The organism is Lentibacter sp. (assembly GCF_029254145.1).
In the GTDB taxonomy this organism is placed as follows: Bacteria; Pseudomonadota; Alphaproteobacteria; order Rhodobacterales; family Rhodobacteraceae; genus Lentibacter.
In genome coordinates, this window is sequence record NZ_JAQWYD010000005.1 from 1 (window position 1) to 24,085 (window position 24,085).

General features: G+C 51.7%; 28 protein-coding genes and 1 pseudogene. 15 read left to right on the forward strand and 14 right to left on the reverse strand.

Annotation, left to right across the window (positions count from 1 at the left end):
- Positions 1–51 precede the first annotated feature (51 nt).
- Positions 52–327, reverse strand: coding sequence for an SCP2 sterol-binding domain-containing protein (locus tag P8O11_RS00370; protein ID WP_300290469.1), 276 nt, complete (start codon positions 325–327; stop codon positions 52–54).
- Positions 328–612: 285 nt separating this feature from the next.
- The gene (locus tag P8O11_RS00375) at positions 613–1,830 is read right to left on the reverse strand and encodes an argininosuccinate synthase (protein WP_300290525.1); all 1,218 of its coding nucleotides are present in this window, start codon (positions 1,828–1,830) and stop codon (positions 613–615) included.
- A 102-nt stretch (positions 1,831–1,932) separates the two neighbouring features.
- Here P8O11_RS00375 and ilvA point away from each other — a divergent pair, with 102 nt between their 5' ends.
- A complete protein-coding gene (ilvA, locus tag P8O11_RS00380; RefSeq protein WP_300290471.1) occupies positions 1,933–3,171 on the forward strand; it encodes a threonine ammonia-lyase IlvA in 1,239 nt (412 codons plus the stop codon).
- Here ilvA and P8O11_RS00385 read toward each other — a convergent pair.
- The 5 genes from P8O11_RS00385 to P8O11_RS13730 form a co-directional block, all read right to left on the reverse strand.
- A complete protein-coding gene (locus P8O11_RS00385) occupies positions 3,157–4,287 on the reverse strand; it encodes a CCA tRNA nucleotidyltransferase (RefSeq protein ID WP_300290473.1) in 1,131 nt (376 codons plus the stop codon). The genes ilvA and P8O11_RS00385 overlap by 15 nt on opposite strands.
- On the reverse strand, positions 4,284–4,865 hold the full coding sequence (locus P8O11_RS00390; RefSeq protein ID WP_300290475.1) for a CoA pyrophosphatase: 582 nt from the start codon (positions 4,863–4,865) through the stop codon (positions 4,284–4,286). Before P8O11_RS00390 ends, P8O11_RS00385 begins: the two co-directional genes overlap by 4 nt.
- 16 nt (positions 4,866–4,881) lie before the next feature.
- The gene (locus tag P8O11_RS00395; protein ID WP_300290476.1) at positions 4,882–5,844 is read right to left on the reverse strand and encodes an Hsp33 family molecular chaperone HslO; all 963 of its coding nucleotides are present in this window, start codon (positions 5,842–5,844) and stop codon (positions 4,882–4,884) included.
- 68 nt (positions 5,845–5,912) lie between these two features.
- Positions 5,913–6,719, reverse strand: a complete 807-nt coding sequence (locus P8O11_RS13725; RefSeq protein ID WP_367186805.1) for a PP2C family protein-serine/threonine phosphatase — start codon at positions 6,717–6,719, stop codon at positions 5,913–5,915.
- Positions 6,720–6,752: 33 nt separating this feature from the next.
- On the reverse strand, positions 6,753–7,175 hold the full coding sequence (locus tag P8O11_RS13730) for a PleD family two-component system response regulator (RefSeq protein ID WP_367186806.1): 423 nt from the start codon (positions 7,173–7,175) through the stop codon (positions 6,753–6,755).
- 157 nt (positions 7,176–7,332) lie between these two features.
- On the opposite strand from P8O11_RS13730, the gene P8O11_RS00405 reads away from it, so the two are divergent.
- Positions 7,333–7,638, forward strand: coding sequence for an Hpt domain-containing protein (locus P8O11_RS00405; protein ID WP_300290478.1), 306 nt, complete (start codon positions 7,333–7,335; stop codon positions 7,636–7,638).
- A 67-nt stretch (positions 7,639–7,705) separates the two neighbouring features.
- A complete protein-coding gene (locus tag P8O11_RS00410; RefSeq protein ID WP_300290480.1) occupies positions 7,706–8,203 on the forward strand; it encodes a L,D-transpeptidase family protein in 498 nt (165 codons plus the stop codon).
- Between the two features lie 34 nt (positions 8,204–8,237).
- Here P8O11_RS00410 and P8O11_RS00415 read toward each other — a convergent pair whose 3' ends face one another.
- On the reverse strand, positions 8,238–8,750 hold the full coding sequence (locus tag P8O11_RS00415; RefSeq protein ID WP_300290482.1) for a CAP domain-containing protein: 513 nt from the start codon (positions 8,748–8,750) through the stop codon (positions 8,238–8,240).
- Between the two features lie 159 nt (positions 8,751–8,909).
- On the opposite strand from P8O11_RS00415, the gene P8O11_RS00420 reads away from it, so the two are divergent.
- Together P8O11_RS00420 and P8O11_RS00425 are read left to right on the forward strand one after the other, a co-directional pair.
- Complete coding sequence (locus tag P8O11_RS00420; protein WP_300290484.1) at positions 8,910–9,515, forward strand: L,D-transpeptidase; 606 nt, start codon at positions 8,910–8,912, stop codon at positions 9,513–9,515.
- 133 nt (positions 9,516–9,648) lie between these two features.
- The gene (locus P8O11_RS00425) at positions 9,649–9,828 is read left to right on the forward strand and encodes a hypothetical protein (RefSeq protein WP_300290486.1); all 180 of its coding nucleotides are present in this window, start codon (positions 9,649–9,651) and stop codon (positions 9,826–9,828) included.
- Between the two features lie 54 nt (positions 9,829–9,882).
- Here the strand turns inward: P8O11_RS00425 and hemH are convergent, their stop codons facing one another.
- Together hemH and P8O11_RS00435 are read right to left on the reverse strand one after the other, a co-directional pair.
- Positions 9,883–10,941: a ferrochelatase gene (hemH, locus tag P8O11_RS00430; protein ID WP_300290488.1), complete on the reverse strand. Its 1,059-nt coding sequence runs from the start codon at positions 10,939–10,941 to the stop codon at positions 9,883–9,885.
- Positions 10,942–11,793 carry an SAM-dependent methyltransferase gene (locus tag P8O11_RS00435; RefSeq protein WP_300290491.1) on the reverse strand — a complete coding sequence of 284 codons (852 nt, stop codon included), beginning with the start codon at positions 11,791–11,793 and terminating at the stop codon, positions 10,942–10,944.
- An 11-nt stretch (positions 11,794–11,804) separates the two neighbouring features.
- On the opposite strand from P8O11_RS00435, the pseudogene P8O11_RS13735 reads away from it, so the two are divergent.
- The 5 genes and pseudogenes from P8O11_RS13735 to P8O11_RS00455 form a co-directional block, all read left to right on the forward strand.
- Positions 11,805–11,999 (forward strand): annotated as a pseudogene (locus P8O11_RS13735) (double zinc ribbon domain-containing protein); the annotation flags it as partial.
- Between the two features lie 138 nt (positions 12,000–12,137).
- Positions 12,138–12,536, forward strand: coding sequence for a ComF family protein (locus P8O11_RS00440; protein ID WP_300290493.1), 399 nt, complete (start codon positions 12,138–12,140; stop codon positions 12,534–12,536).
- Positions 12,537–12,568: 32 nt separating this feature from the next.
- Positions 12,569–12,829: a glutaredoxin 3 gene (gene grxC / locus P8O11_RS00445; RefSeq protein ID WP_300290495.1), complete on the forward strand. Its 261-nt coding sequence runs from the start codon at positions 12,569–12,571 to the stop codon at positions 12,827–12,829.
- Positions 12,829–13,662 carry a carbon-nitrogen hydrolase family protein gene (locus P8O11_RS00450; RefSeq protein WP_300290497.1) on the forward strand — a complete coding sequence of 278 codons (834 nt, stop codon included), beginning with the start codon at positions 12,829–12,831 and terminating at the stop codon, positions 13,660–13,662. Before grxC ends, P8O11_RS00450 begins: the two co-directional genes overlap by 1 nt.
- A complete protein-coding gene (locus P8O11_RS00455) occupies positions 13,659–14,102 on the forward strand; it encodes a MarR family transcriptional regulator (protein WP_089893849.1) in 444 nt (147 codons plus the stop codon). Before P8O11_RS00450 ends, P8O11_RS00455 begins: the two co-directional genes overlap by 4 nt.
- Here the strand turns inward: P8O11_RS00455 and ubiG are convergent, their stop codons facing one another.
- Positions 14,103–14,849 (reverse strand): bifunctional 2-polyprenyl-6-hydroxyphenol methylase/3-demethylubiquinol 3-O-methyltransferase UbiG, encoded by a 747-nt coding sequence (ubiG, locus tag P8O11_RS00460; protein WP_300290501.1) that lies wholly within the window; start codon positions 14,847–14,849, stop codon positions 14,103–14,105.
- Between the two features lie 44 nt (positions 14,850–14,893).
- On the opposite strand from ubiG, the gene pip reads away from it, so the two are divergent.
- The 5 genes from pip (at position 14,894) to infB (ending at position 21,312) form a co-directional block, all read left to right on the forward strand.
- Positions 14,894–15,868, forward strand: coding sequence for a prolyl aminopeptidase (gene pip / locus P8O11_RS00465; RefSeq protein WP_300290503.1), 975 nt, complete (start codon positions 14,894–14,896; stop codon positions 15,866–15,868).
- A gap of 131 nt (positions 15,869–15,999) precedes the next feature.
- Positions 16,000–16,575 (forward strand): ribosome maturation factor RimP, encoded by a 576-nt coding sequence (rimP, locus tag P8O11_RS00470; protein ID WP_273496500.1) that lies wholly within the window; start codon positions 16,000–16,002, stop codon positions 16,573–16,575.
- Positions 16,576–18,180 (forward strand): transcription termination factor NusA, encoded by a 1,605-nt coding sequence (gene nusA / locus P8O11_RS00475; RefSeq protein WP_273498493.1) that lies wholly within the window; start codon positions 16,576–16,578, stop codon positions 18,178–18,180. It begins immediately after the preceding gene.
- A 12-nt stretch (positions 18,181–18,192) separates the two neighbouring features.
- Positions 18,193–18,813 carry an RNA-binding protein gene (locus P8O11_RS00480; RefSeq protein ID WP_300290510.1) on the forward strand — a complete coding sequence of 207 codons (621 nt, stop codon included), beginning with the start codon at positions 18,193–18,195 and terminating at the stop codon, positions 18,811–18,813.
- A 9-nt stretch (positions 18,814–18,822) separates the two neighbouring features.
- Positions 18,823–21,312, forward strand: a complete 2,490-nt coding sequence (infB, locus tag P8O11_RS00485) for a translation initiation factor IF-2 (protein WP_271437371.1) — start codon at positions 18,823–18,825, stop codon at positions 21,310–21,312.
- A 262-nt stretch (positions 21,313–21,574) separates the two neighbouring features.
- Here infB and P8O11_RS00490 read toward each other — a convergent pair whose 3' ends face one another.
- From P8O11_RS00490 to P8O11_RS00500, 3 genes are read right to left on the reverse strand one after another with little or no spacing between them, the layout of a single operon-like run.
- Positions 21,575–21,973, reverse strand: coding sequence for a (deoxy)nucleoside triphosphate pyrophosphohydrolase (locus P8O11_RS00490; RefSeq protein WP_089893827.1), 399 nt, complete (start codon positions 21,971–21,973; stop codon positions 21,575–21,577).
- Complete coding sequence (gene argJ, locus P8O11_RS00495) at positions 21,970–23,199, reverse strand: bifunctional glutamate N-acetyltransferase/amino-acid acetyltransferase ArgJ (RefSeq protein WP_300290514.1); 1,230 nt, start codon at positions 23,197–23,199, stop codon at positions 21,970–21,972. The genes P8O11_RS00490 and argJ overlap by 4 nt, the downstream gene beginning before the upstream one ends.
- 6 nt (positions 23,200–23,205) lie before the next feature.
- Complete coding sequence (locus P8O11_RS00500) at positions 23,206–24,063, reverse strand: peptidylprolyl isomerase (RefSeq protein WP_300290516.1); 858 nt, start codon at positions 24,061–24,063, stop codon at positions 23,206–23,208.
- Between the last annotated feature and the right edge of the window lie 22 nt (positions 24,064–24,085).

Here is a 24,085-nt window from a genome sequence, read left to right on the forward strand (position 1 = left end):
GGGCAGGCCCCCCTCAACGGGTCGGGTTTTCGCAAAGCGAAAATGCGAAACCTAAAGAAGCTTCGCCAGCCGCATCGCCACAGACATATCCCCAGAGACTTTCAGCTTCCCCGTCATCACACCTGTCATCGCGTTCAGCTTTCCAGTGAGAAGTTTGCCAAGATTCTCTTTGCTGATCTTGAGAGTGCAGTCCGTTGGCCCGTCCTCGGTCGTGACCCCTCCATCTCGCAGGATCATCACCCCCTCTGTGCCACAATCAAACTTCAAAGAGCCCTCAAAGCTCTTGCCTTCCAGCCCCCGCGCAATTCCCTCCGCGATTTCATTCATATCCAATCTCCACATTTTTTTCAGCAGTATGGCGCGCCCCAGAAGCGTTCGCTCCCTTAACCTTGCGACAAGCGCACGTTGAATTAATTAATTTTCCCTTAACGCAAACCCGTTTCAGGCGGTGCACGGGTTGTGCACAGGTTATGCACGCATATCACCCCCCTAGAAACAGGCATATCTTGAACCGTTAACCCTGAAAAACGCAGGGGCCACAAAGACAAAACGGGCCCATGCTATACTGCACAGACCCGCTTGATATTGTTTGATTTTTAACCTTTTAGAGGATTATTTCAGCCGACGATTCCGTGCCGCCAGAAGCTTCAGGCGCAAAGCATTCAACTGGATGAATCCCGCCGCATCCTTCTGATCATACGCCCCCGCATCGTCTTCAAACGTCACATGCGCTTCCGAATAAAGCGAGTGGTCTGACCAGCGGCCGACACATGTCGCAGACCCTTTGTATAGCTTCAGCTTCACAGTGCCCGTCACATGCTCCTGGCTCTTGTCGATCGCCGCTTGCAGCATTTCCCGCTCGGGGCTGTACCAGAAGCCGTTATAAATCAGCTCGGCATAGCGCGGCATCAGACTGTCCTTCAGATGGCCGGCGCCGCTATCAAGCGTAATCTGCTCAATACCACGGTGCGCTTCCAGCAAAACAGTCCCGCCAGGTGTCTCGTAAATCCCGCGGGATTTCATACCAACAAAGCGGTTCTCAACAAAGTCGAGACGCCCAATCCCATGCTTCCCGCCCAGCTCGTTGAGCTTCGTCAGGATCGTAGCAGGGCTCATCGCTTCTCCATTGATGCTCACAGCATCGCCGCGCTCAAAGCCAACTTCGATGTATTCTGCTTCGTTCGGAGCCTCCTCAGGGCTTAGAGTGCGCTGATACACATAGTCAGGTGCCATTTCAGCAGGATCTTCCAGAACCTTGCCTTCCGATGAGGTGTGCAGAAGGTTCGCATCCACAGAGAATGGCGCCTCACCGCGCTTGTCTTTGGCAATCGGAATCTGGTGCTTCTCAGCAAAATCAATCAGCTTTGTGCGGCTGGTCAAATCCCACTCCCGCCAAGGCGCGATCACCTTAATGTCGGGATTAAGTGCATAGCAAGCAAGCTCAAAGCGCACTTGGTCATTGCCCTTGCCCGTCGCCCCGTGGGCCACAGCATCAGCACCAACTTCTTCAGCAATCTCGACAAGGCGCTTAGAAATTAGCGGCCGTGCGATCGAGGTTCCAAGCAGGTAAAGACCTTCGTAAACAGCGTTCGCGCGGAACATCGGGAAGACGAAATCTCGCACAAACTCTTCGCGCACATCTTCGATATAGATGTCTTTCACACCCATCAGCTCCGCTTTGGCGCGGGCAGGCTCCAGCTCTTCGCCTTGGCCCAGATCGGCCGTAAAGGTCACGACCTCACAGCCATATTCTGTCTCAAGCCACTTGAGAATGATGGAGGTGTCCAGACCACCAGAATACGCAAGGACAACTTTTTTGGGAGCCGACATCATACTTTCCTCTTGTCTCGTTTGCCGCGAGGTAGCGCTTTTTGCGCCGCTCCGCAAGCGCAGCCCCTTGCTTTGCTGGCCTTCGTGGTAGAATAAAAACAGATGGATAATATGAAAACCGCCTCCCGCCAGATCGCAGCTCAGCTGCGCGACGTCTTTGAAGCCACCCCGCTTCAGCGCAACGCACACCTGTCCGAGATATATGGGGCCGATATCTTGCTAAAGCGCGAAGACCTGACCCCTGTGCGCTCCTACAAGATCCGTGGAGCTTTCAACGCTATGATCAACGCGATGAAGGGCCGCGAGACCTCACCGCTTTTCGTCTGTGCGAGCGCGGGTAACCACGCCCAAGGCGTTGCTTTCATGTGCAAATACCTTGGCGTGCGTGGTCGTATTTTTATGCCAGTCACAACGCCTAGCCAAAAAATAATGAAGACAAAGACCTTCGGGGGAGGCCTCATTGAGATCAAGCTGGTGGGCGATTACTTTGATGAAACCCTCGCCGCCGCCAAAGCCTATTGCGAGGCTGAGCAAGGCATCTTCCTGTCCCCGTTTGACGCCGAAGACGTTATCATGGGTCAGTCCACAGTGGCCGCCGAAATCGAAGAGCAGCTCGGCCAAGCGCCTGATCTGATCGTGCTGCCCGTCGGCGGCGGAGGCCTTTCTGCAGGCGTAACATCCTACTTTGGCCCCGAAACTCACTACGCTTTTATTGAGCCGTCCGGCGGCGCATGTCTCGCCGCCGCGCAAGAGGCTGGCAAACCGGTACCCTTAGCGCGCATTGACTCCTTCGTAGACGGTGCCGCCGTTGCTGAGATAGGCCAGCTTACCTATGAAAAGCTGCGCCCCTATAAAGACGAAGTTCACTTGCAAATCAGCGAAGATAGGCTCTGCACGACCCTGATCGAAATGCTCAATATTGAAGGCGTTGTACTTGAGCCAGCAGGAGCGCTTACCATCGATGCTCTCAAAGATATGCGCGCGGAGATAAAGGGCAAAACAGTCGTTTGTATCGTCTCGGGTAGCAACTTTGACTTTGAACGCTTGCCCGAAGTCAAAGAACGCGCCCAGCGCTATTCAGGCCTCAAGAAATACTTCATCTTGCGCATGCCGCAGCGTCCTGGCGCGCTGAAGGATTTTCTCGGCTTTCTTGGCCCACATGATGACATCACGCGCTTTGAATATCTCAAGAAATCAGCGCGCAACTTTGGCTCTGTACTGATCGGGATCGAGACCGATACTCCTGAGAGTTTCGAACGCCTTATGCGCCTCGCCAACGACAAAGGCTTCAGCGCGCGCGATATCACGAACGATGAAGTGCTTTCCTCATTTCTCGTCTAAAAGCTGTTCTTTAGAGAGAGTAAATCCTGAGGCAATCCACGCCCTCTCTGCATGCTTGAGAGTGCTCCCTAGCGCCCTGCCAGACAAATGTGGCAGGTCTTTCGCTGCCAGTGGAAAATGCTGTTCTGCTGCCGCCTCTAGGCGCGAAACATCAGCTTCACCACCCACCAGTGCCGCCCGCAAAAAGACCGCTTTTCTGGCAGTTAGCGCATCAGCCTGATAAGCCAGTTCCTCGCCGCTCTGAGTGCTCCAAGCAAAGCTGCGCAGTGCATCAAACAAGCGCTGCTCTTTCTTGGAAAGCCGCAGTGGCATCTCACCCGAAAACACCAGAAGCGCTGCCAACCGTGCCACAGGCTCACTCTCGCCAAAGTCAACGAAGCGCTGCAAAACAGGCAGGCTCACGCCTCTCAAAATTCGCGCCAACACGCCTGTTTCTTGCATCAAGTGCAGCGTATCCATCAACTCATCTGACTCAAGTAGCTTCAATATTTCGGAAGTCTGCCGCTCGATAGAAACATGCCGCAGCCCATAACTCAGCCGCGCCGCAGCCTGTGCCGCAAGAGGATCGATCCCCTCAGCGCCAAAGCCCAACTGCGCCGCAAACCGAAAGAGCCGCACAATACGCAAATAGTCTTCTCTGATCCGCTGATCAGGAGCCCCAACAAAGCAAATCTTGCGCGCTTCAATATCTGCCACGCCGCCTGTTGGGTCAGTGACAGTTCCACTTCGGTCGGCATATAGCGCATTCATCCGAAAATCGCGCCGCGCCGCATCATCCTCGAGTCGGTCCGAAAACGCAACGACAGCGTGGCGTCCATCCGTCTCTATATCTTTGCGTAAAGTTGTTACTTCAAGGACTGAGCCCTTGCCAACAACAGTCACCGTTCCATGTTCAAGCCCTGTGGGCACAGGCTTGAAACCCAGTGCTTTCGCGATCTTAATCACGACTTCGGGCCTTGCGCTCGTTGCGACATCAAGATCTTTCACAGGCAGGCCAAGCAGAGCATTTCGCACACAGCCGCCAACAAAATACGCTTGATGACTCTCCGCTTCCAGCGCTCCCAAAAGCGCCTGGGCGGCCCGATCTTCAAGCCATATGCCTGATACCTGTGTCACCCTGAAATCCGCTCCGCCAAGCCCAGCGTCATGCGCGCTGTCGCCCCCCAAATGTAATGCGGACCATAGGGAACCGTATAGTATTTTCGATATGTCCCACGAAACTGCCGCCTCTGGACAGAATATTTCGTCGGATCAATCAGGTGCGAGAGAGGCGCATAAATGATCTCCTCCACTTCGCCTTCATCCAAAACGGGTGTGAAAGGCCGATGCACAAATCCGAGGATTGGCTGAACAGTAAAACCCGTCACAGTAAGATGTTCGGGTAACCCCCCAAATATCTCCACATTCTCAGGCGGCAAGCCAATCTCTTCATATGCCTCACGCAAACTGGCAGCTTCTGCAGAGGCATCATCGGACTCAACCTTCCCACCTGGGAAAGCAATCTGTCCTGGGTGATGGCGCAAATGCTGAGCTCGCTTAGTCAAAATCACCGAAAGCAAGCCGTCACGCTCCATCAAAGCGATCAGGACCGCAGCAGGGCTTTTGATCCCTTGCTCCACGGGGATCACATCGGGATTCAGATCATAGTCAGATGAGACTCGCCCCGCCTTTGTCAGCGCGGCCTTGATCTGCATTATCTGCTCCAAAGCGCTACTTGGCCTCAAGGCCGACTGTTGCAGGATCAAGTTCAAAGTGACGGCTACAGAATTGGCAGTCAGCGGTCACCTTGCCGTCTTCAGTTGTCATCTTTTCAATGTCTTTAACACCGTAAATCGAGAGGCTCTGACGCACGCGTTCCTCCGAACAGGTACAACCAAATTTCACAGTGCGCGCATCATAAACAGCTGGCTCTTCTTCATTGAACAGCCGCCAGACAAGCTCTGGTGGAGAAACATAAGGGCCAAGAAGCTCAAGACTTTCGACGGTCTTGAGAAGGATATTGACCCTATTCCAATCTTCATCCTTGCGCAGAGCGTGCTCTCGCAGTTCTTTTTCGCTGTCAGGATTGCCGCCTTCGCTCTTAAGTGATTTGGGCAAGTGCTGCAAAAGCATACCCGCCGCGCGCCACTGCGTGCCAACGCCTTTCATATAGGTCTCACCGTGCTCAACAACGAGCTTGGTTGCGATCTGCTCTGAAGCCGCAAAATAAGCCTCGGCTGCCTCTGCGATTGAGCTTCCTGCAAGAGGGGAAAGCGCCTGATAAGGCTTTGTGCCCTGTCCCTGATCGACGAGCACAGCAAAATAACCTTTGCCAAGCTGATCAAACGGCTTGCCGTCTGTGATGCGCGTTGCATCATAGCTCGCATAGGCGCGGATACTGGCAGTTTTGTCTGTATCAGAGGGCGCAAAATAATCTGTCGCAATCATGCGCACAGGCCCGTCGGTCTGAACTTGCAGAGATAACTTCCACCTTGGTTCAATCATACTTCCCAAGAGAGCCGTAATAACGACCATTTCAGAAATAAGGGACTCAACTTGTTTGGGGTAGTTGTGCTGGGCCAGAATGTCATTGACGGTCTGATCCAGACGCACGATCCGTCCACGACTGTCAGAGATCCGCAATTCAAAAGGCAGGATCTTTTCATCCCAGTTTACATGTGTCGCGTTTTCCATCGGGCTTTACCAATCTGTCTGTTCGCTCTGCACCTAATAGCGCAAACACATAGGTGCAAGCCATGAGATCAGACTGAGTTGCCCTCAAACTCTAACAGAATAGCCGAAATATCGTCAGAGAAGTCCCTACTTCCCGCGAATCTATCCAGCTCAAACAAGAGGCCATCAAGAAAGTTTGGCCCACGCTTTCTCTTCCAGTCGCGCATAAAGTTCACTAGGTTTTCATCGTCAAAAAAGACGCCAGTCTCGCTCATGCATTCAGGCACACCGTCAGAGAAAATAATCAACCGGTCACCTTTCTGAAGCGTGACGTCAAATTGCTCATAGCGTGCATCAGGTACCAACCCGACAGGCAAACCCCCAGTACCAACAGCTTCCACATCACCATTCTTGCGCTGTACCAAAGGATACGGATGGCCTGCCTGCGCCGCCGTTATTTTCCCAGTCTGCAAATGCACAGTTGCGTAAACCAAGGTGAAATAGTGTTCAGTCGTCATCTCGCTCTGCACAAGGTTGTTGAGCCTTGCGATGACTTCACTTGGAGCAATGGGGTAGAACGTGCCATCAGGCCCCTTTTCAATCGCGATGTTCTGGTCCTTAGAGGCCGCCGACATATAGCCCGCAAGCCGCGCTGTCATAAGGGCCGAGCTAATGCCATGTCCGGAGACATCAATCGCAAAAAGTCCTATTTCTTGATCGTTGATGGGGAAGTATCCGACAAGATCACCTCCCACATGCCCACTGGACTGCAACATCAGCGAAATTGCGGCTGTGCCAAAGTCTTTAAACCGCTCTCGCACTAAAGACTGTTGGAGCTGTTTCGCTTCGATCAAATCACTATCGATCTTGTCATAAAGTAATTTCAGCTCGCCCAATGTGCTTTCTACAAGTTCATTTTTACGTGTAAGTTATCGCTCCATGTTGAGAATATGTTCGCCCGCCACCAAGCGCGCGCGCAACTCGGCAGAACTCACAGGCTTTGTGAGAAAGTCATCAGCTCCTGCATCGAGCCCCTGCGCGATTTCCGACTTGTCACTTTTGGATGTAAGCAGGATGAAGTAGCCAAATCGCTCCGTATCAAGCGCCTTGAAACGACGACAAAACTCAATGCCATCCATCCCAGGCATCATCCAATCGCTGATCACAAGGTCAGGCTGTTTGTTCTCGCAGAAGTCCAGAGCCTCATCACCGGTAGACACCTCAGCCACGCGATAGCCCCATTTTTTTAGGCTGGCGCGCAGAATGCTGCGTTGCAAACGGCTATCATCAACGACAAGCACAAGATTGCTGTCTATCTGTCCCGCTTCGATATGATGCCTGCTGCTTTGCATTTATTACCCTGGGCATGTTCAGCACACCGCTTCCCTAGTAAACTAGCCATATCGCCTTAAGCCCAAGTGAAGATATCTAGTCACTTTTTACAGGTCTTTTTGCTTTCGCTTAACTTCCAGTCGGTAACGTGTCTTGGCACAGAAAGGTTTGGCCACCATGATCAACTGGAACAAAGCAGACGAGCTCCGCGAGGACATCGGGGTAGATGATTTTGGTGAAATTGTTGAAGTTTTTCTTCAAGAGGTCGAAGAAGAGCTTGCAGCCCTGATTGACAAGCCCGTCGCCGAACTGCCGGCAAGCATGCATTTTCTAAAGGGAAGCGCCCTCAATCTCGGATTTGAGGATTTTGCGGAAAAATGCCGCCAAGGAGAGCAAGCAGCCAATCAAATTGAAATTTCGGCGCTGCTGTCCTGCTATAACGCGTCAAAGAAGCAGTTTTTGGAAAAATACCAACTAGATTAAGCAAAAAAGAGTGCAGCATTTAAGGAAGGTTGGTAAGTAGCCACTGTAGGCAAATGCGAGCAAAAATATGCGTGCGGTAAAATTCTTTGGAGTTCTCATATCAATTTTGTTGTTGGCTGGATGCTCTTCATCCAAATTCAAAAGCTATACTGGCCCGGCGGTCACACAAGTCCTGGTCGAAAAAGACGCCCGTAAACTCTATCTTTTGAACGGGACCCGTGTGCTCAAGTCCTACAATGTTCACCTCGGCTTCAGCCCTCGAGGGCACAAACGTATTGAGGGCGACGGGCGAACACCCGAAGGCCAATACATCATCAATCGTCGAAACCCGAACAGTGAGTTCCATCTCTCTATCGGTATTTCATATCCGAACGTCGACGACATCGCCCGTGCGCGTGCGCTTGGGAAAAGCCCTGGAGGCGATATTTTTATCCATGGTCGACCCAAGAAATATAGAGACGGCAAACGCGATTGGACAGCTGGATGCATTGCGGTGACTGACCGACAAATGGAAGAAATCTATTCAATGGTCAAAAACGGTACGCCTATTCTGATCAAGCAGTAAGCTCACAAACCTTTTTCTGAAAAGACTGGGGCACTTAGCCGCCCATGATCAGCGTCCACCAGATCTTGCCTGTGCTTTCCTGATACCATGCGAAGCCCATATTGGTCGCTCGCTTGTCTAGTAGTATTGCACGCGTATCAGGCTTTTCCATCCATGCCCCAAGCGTTTCAAGCTCAGTTTCATAAGTTTCGGAAATCAGCTCGCCAAGCAATGGCCCAGAGTACCCAAGCCGGAGGACGCGGTCGATGGGAGAAGAGCCATCAGACCCAAAGTGCCAAGGTCGGTTTTGCGCTGACATGTCACGAGAATGTGTCTCCGCAGCGGCAATCAGCTGCGCATTCATAGCAACTTCGGAAGTACCGGCGGCCAGACGGAGAGAATTCACTGAATCAAGAATTCGAAATTGAATCTTATTCGTGGCATGGTTGGAGATACGGTAAAGTTTGGGCAACGGCTTGCCGTCAGCCCCCATTTGCGGCGTTGTCGTGCCTGCTGTACACGCGGTCAACAAAACAGCTGCAACCAGAATAGAACCAATAAAGCGCATAACAACCCTTTCGAAAAGATTTTGCTGTTTTGCTTTAGCGGGGTTTCTCGGCTCACGCAAATCCCGTTCTGATCAAAACAGCCTATTACAAAGGTTTGATTTGCGACTGAGGCTCAAGAACCATATATACGGCTCTGATAACGTTACCGGAGACGTCCGATGTCAAATTTTAATAGTTCAATGAGCCGCCGTGGTTTTTTAACGGGTTCAACCGCCCTTTTGGCTACACCTGCTTTGTCGCAAACAACCAGCCTAAACGGCGCAGAAACCGTTGAAGTCGAGCGAGACTTGAGCGAAGTGGTACGCCGCAATATTTCAAGCTTCCGCTCACTGAGCTGGGAGCCCTATTTTGACAACTTAAAAAATGGGGCATGCCTTGTAGATACGACGTCAAGAGCCTTGCATTATTGGTCTGAAGATCAATCAATCTACAAACTTTACCCAACCAGCGTCCCGCTCACAGAAGACCTTACGCGCCTTGGCCGGACGGCAATTGTACAAAAGGTTGAGGGACCCAGCTGGCGACCTACGCCTTCTATGCGCGAGCGCAACCCAGAGTGGCCAGAGTTCGTAGGGCCCGGTCCAGATAACCCTCTTGGAACGCACGCGCTCTACTTGTCGTGGACATATTATCGCATCCATGGAACACACGATACGCGAAAAATTGGTCGACGATCATCAAACGGTTGTATTGGGCTTTACAACGAACATATCGCCGAACTCTTTGAGTTGACAAAAGTTGGCACACAAGTGTTGCTAATTTGACGATACGTGGACGGAGTTGAGCGGCAAAGCACTACATTAGGTTTGCAAAGCCCTTGTTATACTGATTAAGACTGAACTACGAAACAAGTATTGGACCGTGCTTAATTCACGCGTTCAAGTTCTGGAGGAAAAAATGAAGAAACTCGTTATCGCGACAGCATTTGTAGCCGCAGCTTCTGCAGCTTCAGCTGGTAACATGTCAGACCCAATCATCGAAGCACCAGTGATCGTCGAAGAAGCAGCTGGTTCTTCAGGTGGCATGGCTATCCCACTCCTTCTTCTGATCGCAGTTGCGGCAGCAGTAGGAAACTAATTTTTTCCTTCGGGGAAAAACAAAACGGCAGCCCTCGGGCTGCCGTTTTTTGTTTTACCAGCCCTGTATATTCTCTTTGATAAGATCCGTAAGAAACGTGACATGCTCTTCGCCTGCGTTCAGGCAAGGAATATAATGAAAGACTTCGCCGCCAGCTTCCTCGAAGGCTTCCTTGATCTCTTCGTTGATTTCCTCAAGCGTTTCGATGCAATCAGCTGAAAATGCTGGCGCTACAACGGCAATGCGCCGCTTACCCTCTTCTTCTGCGAGACGCGCCACTTCTTTTACGGTGTAAGGCTTGAGCCATTCTTCCGGACCAAAAACAGACTGGAAGGTTGTTACAATTTCGATGTCACTCCAGCCAAGCCGCTCCCGCAATAGCCGCGTCGTTTTTTGGCACTGGCAATGGTACGGATCACCCTGAAGCAAATAGCGCTTTGGCATACCGTGATAAGACACCACAAGTGTTTCTGGGCGCTCGTCCATTTCCGCCACGGATGCTTCAATCGAGCGCGCCAACGCATCAATATAACGGGTATCATCAAAATAGCGCGCAACCGTACGTATCGAAGGCTGCCACTTCTCTTTCATTATTGCACGAAAGAACTGGTCATTGGCTGTCGCCATCGTTGCACCCGCATATTGCGGATAAAGCGAGAAAAACAACACACGGTCGCAGCCAGCAGCAATCATCTCAGCAACCTTGCTGTCTGTCGAGGGATTGCCATAGCGCATGCAGAAATCCACCATGACCTCCCCGCCATACTCTGCCTCAAGCCGTTCACGCACAGCAGCTGTCTGTTCTTTTGTAATCGTCATCAATGGGCTCTCGCCCTCAGCTTCATTCCAGATTGATTTGTAAGCTGCACCGCTCGTAAACGGTCGCTTGGTTAAGATGATAAGCTGCAACAGCGGCTGCCACTTCCACGGAGCGTAATCGATCACCCGGCGATCTGACAAAAACTCGTTGAGATACCTCCGCATCGACCAGTAATCGTAATTGTCTGGCGTACCCAAATTCGCCATCAAGACACCAATCTTTGGTTTCTTAACTTCGGGGTGGTCTACGGGCAAATGGCTTGCATCGAAGTCTGCTTGTGTTGGCTTTTGCATCTAGGTGTCACCGTTCTTTGTATGTACGTCAGGGTCAAGAAATCTAAGCTCATTTGTCTTTAAAGCGTCCGCCAAACGGGCTTGAGCGGAGCCAGGTCTGAGCGGTTTTTGCTGGCTTTTATGCGGCGCCCAGCCTGTGAGAAAGACAATTTCGAAGGTCGCAATGATACGGCCATTGTCATCTGAGAAGTGCTCTTTATAAATCTCATCGGCAAGGCGGAACAACTCTCTTTTTTCAAAGGTACGCTTGCGCAAAGCCAGCGCACTTACCTCCCCCATACGCCTTAAGTCGTGAGACAGATGAAAAATGCTGTCATAGCTTGCTGTAAGTGTGATTTTATCCGCAACAGGAAGTGCAAATCCCGCTCTCTGCATCAATTGTCCGAGATCACGAATCTCGGCACACATTGCAACACGCGGACTAAGGCCGCCTGTCAGCGCGATCTCAGCTTCGCTCAAACATTTGCGAAGCTCACTCAGGGTGCTTCCGCCAAACATACACCCAATGAACAGCCCATCTGGCATCAGCGCATTGCGCGCCTGAATAAGCTGTCCAACCACGTCGTTGGCCCAATGGAGTGACATAGCGTGCAAAACCAGGTCATTGGACTGGGGTTTGCAATCCAATGTTTCTTCGTCGGCAATAGGCGTGAAATTGGGAAAGGCTGATTGCCAGATTGTCGGGGCACCTGAGATCAGTAGTGGCTTGGTAAACGTTCTGTTAACCAAGCTTAGCCGATACTCCATCTCATCAATCGCTGCCTCATGCACAAAAGCCGCCTCGCCAAGAAATGCGCGCTGGCGTTGGCGCTTCAAGGCGGCGCGGTCTGTGTGTAGGTCACGAGATGTCATGGTTTAGGAATATGGGCTGGCGGTCAGGGATACAAACACTAGTTCACACAGTTTACCCAAGCGCATGTTTAAGCTGCGGCACAAATATCGAAGGTCAAGTTGGTCTCTGTAGCAAATGCTGGCTTGCATCACATTTCATAGCAGGCCTTGTGTGCAACGGTTGTGGAAGCCCGCTGCCTGGCCCATCAAGCCATGAAGAGCTCTGCGACGATTGTCTCCATACGCCACGAAAATGGAAAGCCGCACGCGCAACCTTTCTTTATAGAGACGGCGCAAAGAAGCTTGTTTGGGAACTTAAATACGCGGATCGTGCTGAAATCGCCACAGCCGCAGGACCTTGGCTGATGAAGACCCTGCAACCGATATTGCCCGAAAACCCTATCATCGCGCCTGTCCCGCTTCATTGGACCCGCCTCCTCAGGCGTAAATACAATCAATCAGAGCTTCTTTCACAGAGCCTCGCACGAATAGGTAAATTTGAGCATCCTCCTTCATTGCTGAAGCGCACCAAGCGTACACCACCACTTTTTGGACTCGATCGAGAAGAGCGTGAACTCTGGCTTCAAAATGCAATCAGCTTCAATTCCAAAATAGAACTTCAAACGCGAGGCCGCCACATCGTACTTGTAGACGACGTTATGACCACGGGAGCGACCCTTAGTGCTGCGACTGAGGCCTGTCTTAAACACGATGTTGCGAGTGTGCGGGTGGTTTTTCTGGCACGTGCAGCAAAGAATGATTAAGTTCCGCCTCAACACTGATCTTTGAGGGCCAAATGAAAAATATTGAAATCTACACTTCCCCACTCTGCGGGTTTTGCCATGCTGCCAAACGCCTTTTGGACAGCAAAGGCGTAGACTATACTGAATACAACATTCTGTCGGACCCAAAACTCAAACCAGAAATGATTGAGCGCGCCAGTGGTGCACGCACTGTACCGCAAATCTTTATCGATGGGATCGGAATTGGCGGGTGCGACGACCTCTACGCACTTGAGAGCTCTGGAAAGCTTGACGGAGCATTGGGGAAAGCCTGATGAAAGTTGCACTGGTTCAGCTCACCTCCACACCCGATCCACAGGCCAATTTGCTTGCATGTGAAGCTTACGTGATTGAGGCAGTTGAATGCGGTGCGAAATTCATTCTGACTCCCGAAGTTTCAAATTGCATTGCAGCGTCAAAGACCACGCTTTCAGACGTTCTTCATTTCGAACAGAACGACCCATTTTTAGCACGAATGAGGACTCTCGCAGAGACTCATGAAGTATCTATTCTTATTGGGTCTTTGGGGGTGAAAAGTGAAGCTGTCGAAGGAAAGTTTGCGAACCGATCTTTTCTGATTGATCAGATGGGAAAAGTTGTCGCGAAGTATGATAAAATTCATATGTTTGATGTCGATATTTCCGAAACCGAAAGCTACCGGGAAAGCGCAACCTACGAGCGTGGAACAAAAGCGGTTCTAGCCAAAACAGATTTTGGCGTCGTTGGTTTATCTGTCTGCTATGATGTTCGTTTTCCACATCTGTATCGCACATTGGCACAAGCTGGCGCTGAGATATTGACTGTTCCCGCTGCCTTTGCGCAGACAACAGGCCGAGCCCATTGGCATGCACTCTTGCGTGCCCGTGCGATTGAAAATGGCGCATATATTTTGGCCCCCGCGCAGACAGGCTTGCACTATACGAAAGACGGGAAAGAGAGGCGCACCTATGGACACTCTCTCGTTGTGTCCCCTTGGGGCGAAGTGCTTATCGATGTGGGCGTTGAGGCAGGTGTTACTTGTTTTGACATCGATCTCGCCGAAGTATCCAGAGCGCGTTCGCGCGTGGCATCCCTAACGCAATCCAGAGTGTTTGAGGGGCCGCAATGAACAATAAACAAAGCTCTTTGGCAATCACGCTGGTCAGCGAAATTCTGGCCACAGATCAGCTATTGAGAAACAAACTCACACGCATTCTACCTGCAGGAATGGAGATTTCGCATTTCTCTGTCCTGACCCATTTAGCATACACCAATTCCGAGAAAACGCCCGCCCAGCTGGCAAAGGTATTCCATGTCACCAAAGGGGCGATGACCAACACACTCAACAAGCTTGAGTGGGCGGGATATGTGCACATCCGCCCAGATTGGGATGACGCGCGCCGCAAAATGGTTGCTATCAGCCCCGCTGGCAGACAAGCGCGGGATGCCGCGCTTTCGGCAATCGAGCCAATCATCAGGACACTTGTAGATGAGAAGGGCGCTGATGATATTCGTGCGGCAATTCCCGTTTTGCGTGAGATGCGCCTAAAGCTAGAGAGCGGTGAGTGATTAAGCAGGCTTTTTAGCAGCGGTTACATAGTTAACGCTCAAATCACGATCAGAAATCTTCCAGCTCCAACTGATCGGATTAAACACAAACCCTTTGCGATCAATTGGTTGCATTCCAGCTTTTTCGATAAACTCAAAAAGCTCATCAGGCGAAATGAACTTTTTCCACTCATGCGTACCTTTGGGCAGCCAACGCATCACATATTCTGCACCAATGATGGCCATCGTAAAACTCTTTGCATTGCGGTTGATAGTTGAACAGATATGCAGCCCCCCTGGCTTCAGCAGATTTGAGCATTCCATCAGGTAGTCCTGCGGGTCGGCAACATGCTCAACAACTTCCATATTCACCACAACATCAAACCGCTCTCCTGCATCCGCCAAAGCCTCTGCCGTAACAGCCCGATAATCTATCTTAAGGCCGTCCTGCTCGGCATGTAGCTTTGCAACTTTGATATTCTTTTCTGCGGCATCCGCGCCCAAGACATCGGCCCCTAGGCGTGTAAGCGGCTCGCTCAAAAGCCCTCCACCACAACCGATATCAATAATCCGAATACCTTTGAACGGCATAGGTTCAGCCAGATTGCGATTGAACTCCGCCGCAATTTGCTTCGTAATATAATCAAGCCGGCACGGGTTCATCAGGTGCAAAGGGCGAAACTTGCCGTTTGGGTCCCACCATTCGGCAGCCATTGCCTCAAACTTGGCGAGCTCGGCTGGATCAACTGTTCTGGTCTGGTTTTGCATAGTCGGGCCCTCAAATTTCTCTGATACGTCTGGAAAGATACGACATGCACGAATCCGTAGATGAAAAAAACGTTCGTGCGCGACTTTATCCCTCAATTGAACCCTTTGACAGGCGGATGATCGACGCAGGTAACGGCCATATGCTCTATGTTGAGCAGTCAGGCAATCCGACCGGCGTTCCCGTCGTGGTTCTTCATGGTGGTCCTGGCGGTGGGTGCAGCCCAGCGATGCGGCGCTTTTTCAATCCTCGGCATTACCGTATCATACTATTTGATCAGCGCGGGTGCGGACGGTCAAAACCTTTCGCATCGGTCGAAAACAATACAACTTGGGATTTGGTTCGAGACATTGAAACAATCCGTAACGAACTCCAGATCTCTTTATGGCACGTTTTTGGCGGAAGCTGGGGCGCCACACTTTCCCTTATTTATGCAATCTCCCATCCAGAACCAGTTAGGTCAATGACGCTACGCGGCGTTTTTCTTGGGCGCCAGACCGAACTTGACTGGTTTTATGGTGGTGGAGCTGGAGCCTTTTGGCCCGATATATGGGAGCGCTTTCTCGACCCGATTCCCAAGGCAGAACACAATGATTTGGTCAGCGCCTATAACAAGCGACTCTTTGGCACAGACGATGCCGAAGCATTGAAGTGTGCACAAGCTTGGACAGCATGGGAAAACACGCTCGCGTCGATACAGTCTGAGGGCAACTTTTACATCCCCAATGACGCGTTCTGCCGCGCCTTTGCGCGCTTGGAAAATCACTACTTTCACAATCGGCTATTCCTCGACAGTGACAATTTCATATTGGAGAACAGCGCAACAATTTCACATATTCCAACTCGGATTGTTCAGGGCCGATTTGATATGATTTGCCCGCCCGTTTCGGCGCATGAACTGGCCACGGCCATGGAAAAAGCCGAACTCCAAATTGTGGGCCTGTCGGGACATGCTCTTTCCGAGCCAAGGATCAGCGCGGCATTGGCAGAGATCATGGACGATATCGCACTTCAAGCCTAAGTGATTCGGCCTTGCATCCTTTGAACATTGCGACTACACACCTGCTCAACAGCGGCGTGCTGACTACCAGCGCACCACCGAATTATACAGCGGGCCGCATGGCCCGCTTTTTTGTTTGAGCAAAGAGAAAAATGTCGAACCTGATTGCTAAATCCGCCAGAGACAAACGTTTGGCCGAAATCGTAACCCCCGTCATTGAGGACTTGGGTTATGAGCTTGTGCGCATTCGTCTGCTAAGTGGTGAAGTTGAAACACTACAGATCATGGCTGAGCGTCCTGAAGGCGGCATTGAAGTCGATGACTGCGCCGCCATCTCCAACGCTGTTAGTGCTTTGCTCGACGTCGAAGATCCACTGTCAGATGCCTACACGCTTGAGGTTTCTAGCCCTGGTATTGATCGCCCACTGACCCGTCTCAAAGACTTTGACACTTTTGAAGGCTTCGAGGCCAAAGTCGAAACAGGTGAAATGATCGACGGACAAAAGCGTTTTCGTGGTGAGCTCGCTGGCGTTGAAGGTGACGAAGTTTTGCTCACCATTGATCAAGGCACGATTGGGCTTAAATTCGAATGGCTTGTGGAAGCCAAGCTCGTCATGACCGACGAACTAATCAAAGAAATGCTGAGACAACGAAAAGCCGCTGGCGCATATGCGGACGGCGGAGAAGTAGATATTGAAGAATCGCCTGAGTCTGAGGAGGACGAGTAAATGGCAATCACATCCGCCAACCAGCTAGAGCTTTTGCAAACCGCAGAGGCCGTAGCCCGCGAAAAAATGATCGACCCTGTGCTTGTTATCGAAGCCATGGAAGAAAGCCTCGCGCGCGCAGCCAAAAGCCGCTACGGCGCTGAAATGGACATTCGCGTTGCGATTGACCGCAAGACAGGCAAAGCCACATTTACGCGCGTCCGCACCGTTGTAGACGAAGAAGAGCTGGAAAACTATCAGGCAGAAATGACCGTCGAACAGGCCAAGCTTTACCTCGACGATCCAAAGGTTGGCGATACATTTGTTGAAGAAGTACCCCCTGTCGAGATGGGCCGGATTGCGGCGCAAAGCGCAAAGCAGGTTATTCTTCAGAAAGTTCGCGAAGCTGAGCGTGATCGCCAGTTTGAGCAGTTCAAAGATCGTGCAGGCACAATCATCAACGGCGTTGTAAAGCGCGAAGAATATGGCAACGTTATTGTTGATGTTGGCAGCGGAGAAGCCATCTTGCGCCGCAACGAAAAGATTGGTCGTGAAAGCTACCGTCCGAACGACCGCATTCGCTGCTTCATCAAGGATGTACGCCGCGAAGCACGTGGCCCACAGATCTTCTTGAGCCGCACAGCGCCAGAATTCATGGCTGAGCTCTTTAAAATGGAAGTGCCAGAAATCTACGAAGGTATCATCGAAATCAAAGCTGTTGCTCGCGACCCAGGTTCGCGCGCCAAGATTGCTGTTATTTCTTATGACAACAGCATCGATCCTGTTGGCGCCTGCGTCGGTATGCGCGGCAGCCGTGTTCAGGCTGTTGTAAACGAGCTGCAAGGCGAAAAGATCGACATCATTCCTTGGAACGAAGATGTACCGACATTCCTTGTGAACGCCCTGCAGCCAGCAGAAGTTTCTAAAGTTGTTCTGGATGAAGAAGCCGAACGTATCGAAGTCGTTGTTCCAGATGAGCAGTTGAGCCTTGCGATTGGCCGCCGCGGTCAAAACGTCCGTCTCGCTTCACAGCTGACAGGCCTTGAGATCGAAATCATGACAGAAGCGGACGAATCCGAGCGTCGCCAGCGTGAGTTTGAGCTTCGTACGAAACTGTTCATGGACAAACTGGACCTTGACGAGTTCTTTGCACAACTGCTGGTTTCAGAAGGCTTCACCACACTTGAAGAAGTCGCCTATGTTGAGGTTGACGAGCTTTTGGTTATCGAAGGCGTCGACGATGACACAGCCAACGAACTTCAGGCACGTGCGCGCGATATACTTGAAGCCGATGCAAAAGCTGCGATGGAAAATGCTCGCTCGCTTGGCCTGGAAGACAGCTTGGCGGAGTTTGGCGAGATGTCTCCTCAAATGCTGGAAGCTCTGGCTAAAGACGATGTCAAAACGCTCGAAGACTTCGCAACCTGCGCTGACTGGGAACTGGCCGGTGGCTGGACAAGTGTTGAAGGCGAACGCGTCAAAGATGACGGCATCTTGGAGCCCTTCGGCATCACTCTTGAAGAAGCTCAAGACCTCGTGATGTCAGCCCGCATTCAACTTGGTTGGATTGATCCAGCTGAACTCGAAACCGCAGACCACGACGTCGAAGAAGAAGACGCGGAATAAGTCAGGGTATTGATGACAACAAACGCCGAGATCATAGGGAAAGACTCACAAGATGCAGTGCGCAAATGCATTGCAACTGGAGAGCTGCGCCCCAAATCGGAGCTTCTTAGATTTGTTGTCGGACCAGATCAGACCCTGGCCTTTGACGTTGCAGGTAAATTGCCTGGTCGTGGTATTTGGGTGAGCGCCAATAAAGAGGCGCTCACTCTAGCTGCCAAGAAAAATCTCTTCAGCCGCTCGGCAAAAGAGCAAGTTAAAGTGCCTGATAACTTGGTTGAGTTTGTTGAAAATGTGCTTTTGAAGCGCGTGATTAGCCTGCTTGGCTTGTCACGTAAATCTGGTGGAGCGGTTACAGGCTCCACAAAAGTGAAAGACTGGACGACGAGCGAACGCGCAAGCATTCTGTTTCAAGCAAGCGATGGCTCACCACGCGAAAAGTCAAAGATTCGGCTTTGGGGCGATGGAAAAACATTTGAATGCCTCGCACGACACGAGCTAGGGGCCGCCTTTGGGCGAGAATTCGCAGTTCATGCGGCCTTAGATGCTGGAGGTTTGGCATCTCGTGTTATAGAGGAAGCAACAAGACTAGAGGGCTTTCGGCCCACCGCGCCCGACGGGCGCATGAAAGGATGAGTATATCGAATGAGCGATAGCGACGGCAAAAAGACACTTGGTCTCCGCGGCGGTCCGCGGTCTGGCAACGTAAAGCAAAGCTTTAGCCACGGGCGCACCAAGAATGTGGTGGTAGAAACGAAGCGCAAACGCGTTGTCGTACCCAAACCCAGTGTCGCGACATCGGGTGCGGGCGCTGGCGGCAACAAATCTTCTGCTGCCTCAAGCAACAGGCCTGGCGGCATAACCGATGCGGAGATGGAGCGTCGGCTGAAAGCTGTTCAAGCAGCAAAAGCGCGTGAATCAGACGAAGAAGAACAGCGCGCAGCTGAAGAAAAGCAGCGCGAAGAAGAGCGTATGCGTCGTCGCGCAGAAGCCGAAGAAAAAGAACGCGAAGAAAAAGAGCGTGAAGAGCGCGCACGCGCCAAAGCAGAAGACGATGCGCGCAAGCTCCGCGAAACGGAAGAAGCTGCAAAGCGCGCTGCTGCTGCACCTGCACCCGATGCAGACGCCGGCGCCAGCCGCACAGCGGCCAAGCCAATGGCCGACCGTCGCAAAGTCGAAACTAACGATCGGGACGATCGTAGCAAAGCCAATAAGGCTCGGGGCGACGAAGGCCGCCGTAGCGGTAAGCTCACTCTCAATCAGGCGTTGTCTGGCGGTGAGGGTGGACGACAGCGCTCAATGGCTGCCATGAAACGTCAACAAGAGCGCGCTCGCCAAAAAGCGATGGGTCAAAACGTTGAGCGTGAGAAAATCGTCCGTGAAGTTCAGTTACCCGAAGCAATTGTTGTAAGCGAACTCGCCAACCGTATGGCAGAGCGTGTTGCTGATGTTGTTAAGGCCCTGATGAATATGGGTATGATGGTTACTCAGAACCAGACCATTGATGCCGACACGGCTGAGTTGATCATCGAAGAATTTGGCCACAAAATGACACGTGTTTCAGCATCTGATGTTGAAGATGTGATTAAAGAGGTGCCGGAAAACGCGGAAGACCTTAAACCACGTCCTCCAGTCATTACGATCATGGGTCACGTGGACCACGGCAAGACATCACTTCTTGATGCGATCCGCGACGCAAAAGTGGTTGCTGGCGAAGCTGGTGGGATCACGCAGCACATCGGTGCCTATCAGGTCACAACAGAAAGTGGTGCGGTCTTGTCGTTCCTGGACACACCAGGTCACGCTGCCTTTACCTCTATGCGTTCGCGCGGCGCGCAAGTTACGGATATTGTTGTTCTTGTTGTCGCAGCCGATGATGCGGTGATGCCTCAGACTATCGAAGCGATCAACCACGCAAAGGCGGCTAAGGTACCGATGATCGTTGCAATCAACAAAATCGACAAACCCGCTGCAAACCCGACCAAGGTACGCACTGACTTGCTACAGCACGAAGTTGTTGTTGAAGCCATGTCTGGTGATGTTCAAGACGTAGAAGTATCAGCAATCACTGGTCAAGGCCTTGATGAACTGCTCGATGCCATTGCCCTTCAAGCCGAAATTCTCGAGCTGAAAGCAAACCCAGATCGGGCTGCAGAAGGAGCCGTTATTGAGGCACAGCTTGATGTCGGACGAGGTCCTGTTGCAACTGTTCTGGTTCAAAAAGGAACACTCCGCCAAGGCGATATCTTTGTCGTTGGTGAGCAGTTCGGTAAAGTTCGTGCCTTGATCAACGACAAGGGCGAGCGCGTCCAAGAAGCTGGGCCATCTGTGCCTGTAGAGGTTCTTGGTCTGAATGGCACACCAGAGGCTGGCGATGTACTCAACGTAGTAAGTTCAGAGGCACAGGCCCGCGAGATTGCTGAGTATCGTGAAAGTGCAGCCAAAGAGAAGCGTGCTGCAGCAGGTGCTGCGACGACGCTTGAGCAGCTGATGGCGAAAGCAAAAGATGACAAAAACGTCACCGAAATGCCAATCGTTATGAAAGCCGATGTACAAGGTTCTGCTGAAGCCATCGTGCAAGCGATGGAAAAAATCGGAAACGACGAAGTCCGCGTTCGCGTTCTACACTCTGGTGTTGGCGCAATCACAGAAAGCGACGTCAGCCTTGCTGAAGCCTCCGGCGCACCTGTGTTTGGCTTCAACGTTCGGGCCAATGCGCCTGCGCGTAACAGTGCAAACCAGAAGGGCGTCGAAATTCGCTACTACTCTGTCATCTATGATCTTGTAGACGATGTGAAGAAAGCAGCGAGCGGCCTGCTATCTGCCGAAATTCGCGAGAAGTTCATCGGATACGCTGAAATTCGTGAAGTCTTTAAAGTTACTGGCGTTGGCAAAGTGGCTGGCTGTCTTGTGACCGAAGGCGTGGCGCGTCGGAGCGCTGGAGTACGTCTGCTCCGCGACAACGTTGTTATTCACGAGGGAACGCTCAAGACACTTAAGCGCTTTAAAGACGAAGTGGCCGAGGTCCAGTCAGGACAAGAGTGCGGGATGGCCTTCGAGGCATATGACGACATTCGTGCTGGCGATGTGATCGAAATCTTTGAGCGCGAAGAGATTGAACGCAACCTAGATTGATATCGTCCGAAAGCTAAATGAAAAAGGCTGGTAGGTTACCCTGCCAGCCTTTTTTCGTGTCGATCAGAAGTTACAAGGTCGCCAGTATACTCTATGTTTCCAACCCGAATGACAGCACGCCCGTTTTCAAGCATGCGAACAAAACAACCCTGAACATATACACCGCTAGCAACAATAATTGTCCGCACAGCATATCCTCCAAGATATTTGTGCTCTTGGATACCGCATCAGGTCACTCAAAAAAAGTAAATTATGTGTTAATTCACAACCAGTCGCGCAAAATAGGGATCAAAGGGATGTCCGCAGCAGGCATTGGATAATCTTTCAGCTTCTCTGCATGCACCCAAGCAAGCGCCTGGCCTTCCCTCGGGGATACAATCCCGTTCCACTTTCGGCAGGCAAAAAGAGGCATCAATAGGTGAAAATCATCATAGCTATGTGAGGCAAAAGTGAGCGGTGCGAGGCAGCTGTTCCATGTTTCGATGCCGAGCTCTTCGTGAAGTTCGCGCACTAGGGCGCCTTCCGGACTTTCTCCAGGCTCAACCTTGCCCCCAGGAAACTCCCAAAGGCCTTCCATCGACTTGCCTTTTGGTCGTTGAGCCAAAAGAACACGGTTGTCTTTGTCTAAAAGAGCGACGGCAGAAACGAGAACTACTTTCATGATCGGTAGTCCGCGTTGATCTCAATGTAGCCGTGCGTCAAGTCACAGGTCCAAACTGTTTTAGCGCTTTGGCCAAGCCCAAGATCAACCCTAACAACGATCTCAGGTAGCTTCATCAAGGCAGCCGCGTCTTCTTCGCGGTAGTCAGGGTTAACCCAACCATCCTTGGCGACAAGCACGTCTCCAAACCAAATAGAAAGCTTGTCCCGATCAGCAAAGGCTCCTGATTTTCCGATAGCCATGACGATACGCCCCCAGTTTGGGTCTTCGCCAGCAATCGCCGTTTTTACCAAAGGCGAATTTGCGATCGCCATAGCATGCATATGGGCGTCTTGCTCAGTTTGCGCACCCGTTACGCGGATCTCTACAAACTTCGTTGCGCCCTCGCCGTCTTTAACAACCTGATGCGCCAAATCTAGCATCACATCACGGAGAGCCTCTCTAAACTGTACATCTTCGCACCCAACGGAGACGCCGCTTTTGCCAGTGGCGCATAAGAGAAGTGTGTCAGATGTTGAGGTGTCGCTGTCTACAGTGATCGAGTTAAATGTTGGGCCAGTCAGGTCAGTCAATACAGCCTGCAAATCGGATTGACCTATGGCAGCGTCGGTAAATATATAGACCAACATCGTCGCCATATCAGGTGCGATCATGCCTGATCCCTTAGCAATCCCCGTGATATTAACCGTCTTGCCTGCCACTTCAAAGCTGGCACATGCTCCCTTTGGGAATGTGTCAGTTGTCATAATGGCTTTCGCAGCGTCGGCTATATTTACCTCTGACAAGTTGCTCTTGAGCCCCTCTAGGGCAGACACGATCTTGTCATGTGGCAAGCGCTCACCAATCACGCCCGTCGAGGACGTGAAAACACGGTTGGAGTCCATATCAAGTGCGGTTGCAGCCGCAGACGTAATTGCCTGAACCGACTGTACGCCAACAGCGCCCGTGAAGGCGTTGGAGTTTCCCGAGTTTACAATGATCGCTGCTTGACCACTCGCTTCGCCCCCGGTTTTCGCCTGACAATCAAGCACTGCCGCCGAGCGGGTGGAAGAACGCGTATACACGCCAGCAATCGTTGTTTCCTCGCAGAGCAGTGCGAGCATGACATCCGTGCGGCCAGCGTATTTTACCCCTGCCGCAGCCGTGGCAAAGCTCACGCCCTTGATGACAGGAAGCACAGGGAACTGCGCAGGCGCGAGTGGCGATACTTTGGTAATCTTGGCCATGAGCCTTTACTCCGTAAGCAGCGTGTCTTCTTTCAAGACGGCTGGGTCAATCTCTCCCTCGGAAACTTGCTCAATACTGCCAAGCTTCTTTAAGCGCTCTACTTCATCTTCAATCACAGTATTAAAAAGCTCGCTCTCCAGCTCAGCTCTCACCTCGTCAAACGGAGGGACATCTGAAAGCCGCGTTTCGTTCAGTTTGATTACATGCCAGCCAAACTGCGTTTGAACTGGGTTCGAGATTGCGCCATCTTCCATTCCCGCAACGGCTTCTTCAAACGCAGGCACCATCATACCTTTACCAAACCAGCCTAGATCACCACCATTTGGCCCGGAAGGTCCCGTCGAACGCTCTTTTGCGAGCTCGGTGAAATCCGCACCTGCAGCCAGTTCTTCAACTATCTTTTCCGCGTCCTCTTCGGTCTCCACAAGAATGTGAGCAGCCTTGAACTCTTTGTCGGGCGTGGCTTCAGCGTATTTTGCGTCATAGGCGGCTTTTAGCGCATCGTCCGTGAGCTTTTCTTCAACAATCTGCTCAATAACCGTTGATGCGATAAGAGAGCGCCGCTCGTTTTCAAGGCGGCGCTGGACTGGTGCAGGCACATCGCCTTCAAAACGGTTTGCAAGGATGGTTTGATTGACCAATTGGTCCAAAATCGCCTTAAAGAGTACGTCATCGGGAAGCTGTAAATACTGCTCTGGGAGCCCACTGCGTGCAGCTGCCATATGGCCCAATGTTATTTCCGTGCCGTTCACTGTCGCGACGACCGTGCCAGAGTTCGGAGCAGTATCGTCAGCTGAAGCGGAAGTGGAAGCCAAAGCGCCCGCCAAAACCAGTGACATAATCTTGAAGTGTTTAGACATCATATTCCCTTTGTTTCATTCGCGT

Bases quoted from the DNA above. Each gene is read 5' to 3' on its own strand.
- P8O11_RS00370 (WP_300290469.1), bottom strand. From the start codon at position 327: ATGAATGAAATCGCGGAGGGAATTGCGCGGGGGCTGGAAGGCAAGAGC.
- P8O11_RS00375 (WP_300290525.1), bottom strand. From the start codon at position 1,830: ATGTCGGCTCCCAAAAAAGTTGTCCTTGCGTATTCTGGTGGTCTGGAC.
- ilvA (WP_300290471.1), top strand. From the start codon at position 1,933: ATGGATAATATGAAAACCGCCTCCCGCCAGATCGCAGCTCAGCTGCGC.
- P8O11_RS00390 (WP_300290475.1), bottom strand. From the start codon at position 4,865: ATGCAGATCAAGGCCGCGCTGACAAAGGCGGGGCGAGTCTCATCTGAC.
- P8O11_RS00395 (WP_300290476.1), bottom strand. From the start codon at position 5,844: ATGGAAAACGCGACACATGTAAACTGGGATGAAAAGATCCTGCCTTTT.
- P8O11_RS13730 (WP_367186806.1), bottom strand. From the start codon at position 7,175: ATGCAAAGCAGCAGGCATCATATCGAAGCGGGACAGATAGACAGCAAT.
- P8O11_RS00405 (WP_300290478.1), top strand. From the start codon at position 7,333: ATGATCAACTGGAACAAAGCAGACGAGCTCCGCGAGGACATCGGGGTA.
- P8O11_RS00410 (WP_300290480.1), top strand. From the start codon at position 7,706: ATGCGTGCGGTAAAATTCTTTGGAGTTCTCATATCAATTTTGTTGTTG.
- P8O11_RS00415 (WP_300290482.1), bottom strand. From the start codon at position 8,750: ATGCGCTTTATTGGTTCTATTCTGGTTGCAGCTGTTTTGTTGACCGCG.
- P8O11_RS00420 (WP_300290484.1), top strand. From the start codon at position 8,910: ATGTCAAATTTTAATAGTTCAATGAGCCGCCGTGGTTTTTTAACGGGT.
- P8O11_RS00425 (WP_300290486.1), top strand. From the start codon at position 9,649: ATGAAGAAACTCGTTATCGCGACAGCATTTGTAGCCGCAGCTTCTGCA.
- hemH (WP_300290488.1), bottom strand. From the start codon at position 10,941: ATGCAAAAGCCAACACAAGCAGACTTCGATGCAAGCCATTTGCCCGTA.
- P8O11_RS00435 (WP_300290491.1), bottom strand. From the start codon at position 11,793: ATGACATCTCGTGACCTACACACAGACCGCGCCGCCTTGAAGCGCCAA.
- P8O11_RS00440 (WP_300290493.1), top strand. From the start codon at position 12,138: ATGAAGACCCTGCAACCGATATTGCCCGAAAACCCTATCATCGCGCCT.
- grxC (WP_300290495.1), top strand. From the start codon at position 12,569: ATGAAAAATATTGAAATCTACACTTCCCCACTCTGCGGGTTTTGCCAT.
- P8O11_RS00450 (WP_300290497.1), top strand. From the start codon at position 12,829: ATGAAAGTTGCACTGGTTCAGCTCACCTCCACACCCGATCCACAGGCC.
- P8O11_RS00455 (WP_089893849.1), top strand. From the start codon at position 13,659: ATGAACAATAAACAAAGCTCTTTGGCAATCACGCTGGTCAGCGAAATT.
- ubiG (WP_300290501.1), bottom strand. From the start codon at position 14,849: ATGCAAAACCAGACCAGAACAGTTGATCCAGCCGAGCTCGCCAAGTTT.
- pip (WP_300290503.1), top strand. From the start codon at position 14,894: ATGCACGAATCCGTAGATGAAAAAAACGTTCGTGCGCGACTTTATCCC.
- rimP (WP_273496500.1), top strand. From the start codon at position 16,000: ATGTCGAACCTGATTGCTAAATCCGCCAGAGACAAACGTTTGGCCGAA.
- nusA (WP_273498493.1), top strand. From the start codon at position 16,576: ATGGCAATCACATCCGCCAACCAGCTAGAGCTTTTGCAAACCGCAGAG.
- P8O11_RS00480 (WP_300290510.1), top strand. From the start codon at position 18,193: ATGACAACAAACGCCGAGATCATAGGGAAAGACTCACAAGATGCAGTG.
- infB (WP_271437371.1), top strand. From the start codon at position 18,823: ATGAGCGATAGCGACGGCAAAAAGACACTTGGTCTCCGCGGCGGTCCG.
- P8O11_RS00490 (WP_089893827.1), bottom strand. From the start codon at position 21,973: ATGAAAGTAGTTCTCGTTTCTGCCGTCGCTCTTTTAGACAAAGACAAC.
- argJ (WP_300290514.1), bottom strand. From the start codon at position 23,199: ATGGCCAAGATTACCAAAGTATCGCCACTCGCGCCTGCGCAGTTCCCT.
- P8O11_RS00500 (WP_300290516.1), bottom strand. From the start codon at position 24,063: ATGATGTCTAAACACTTCAAGATTATGTCACTGGTTTTGGCGGGCGCT.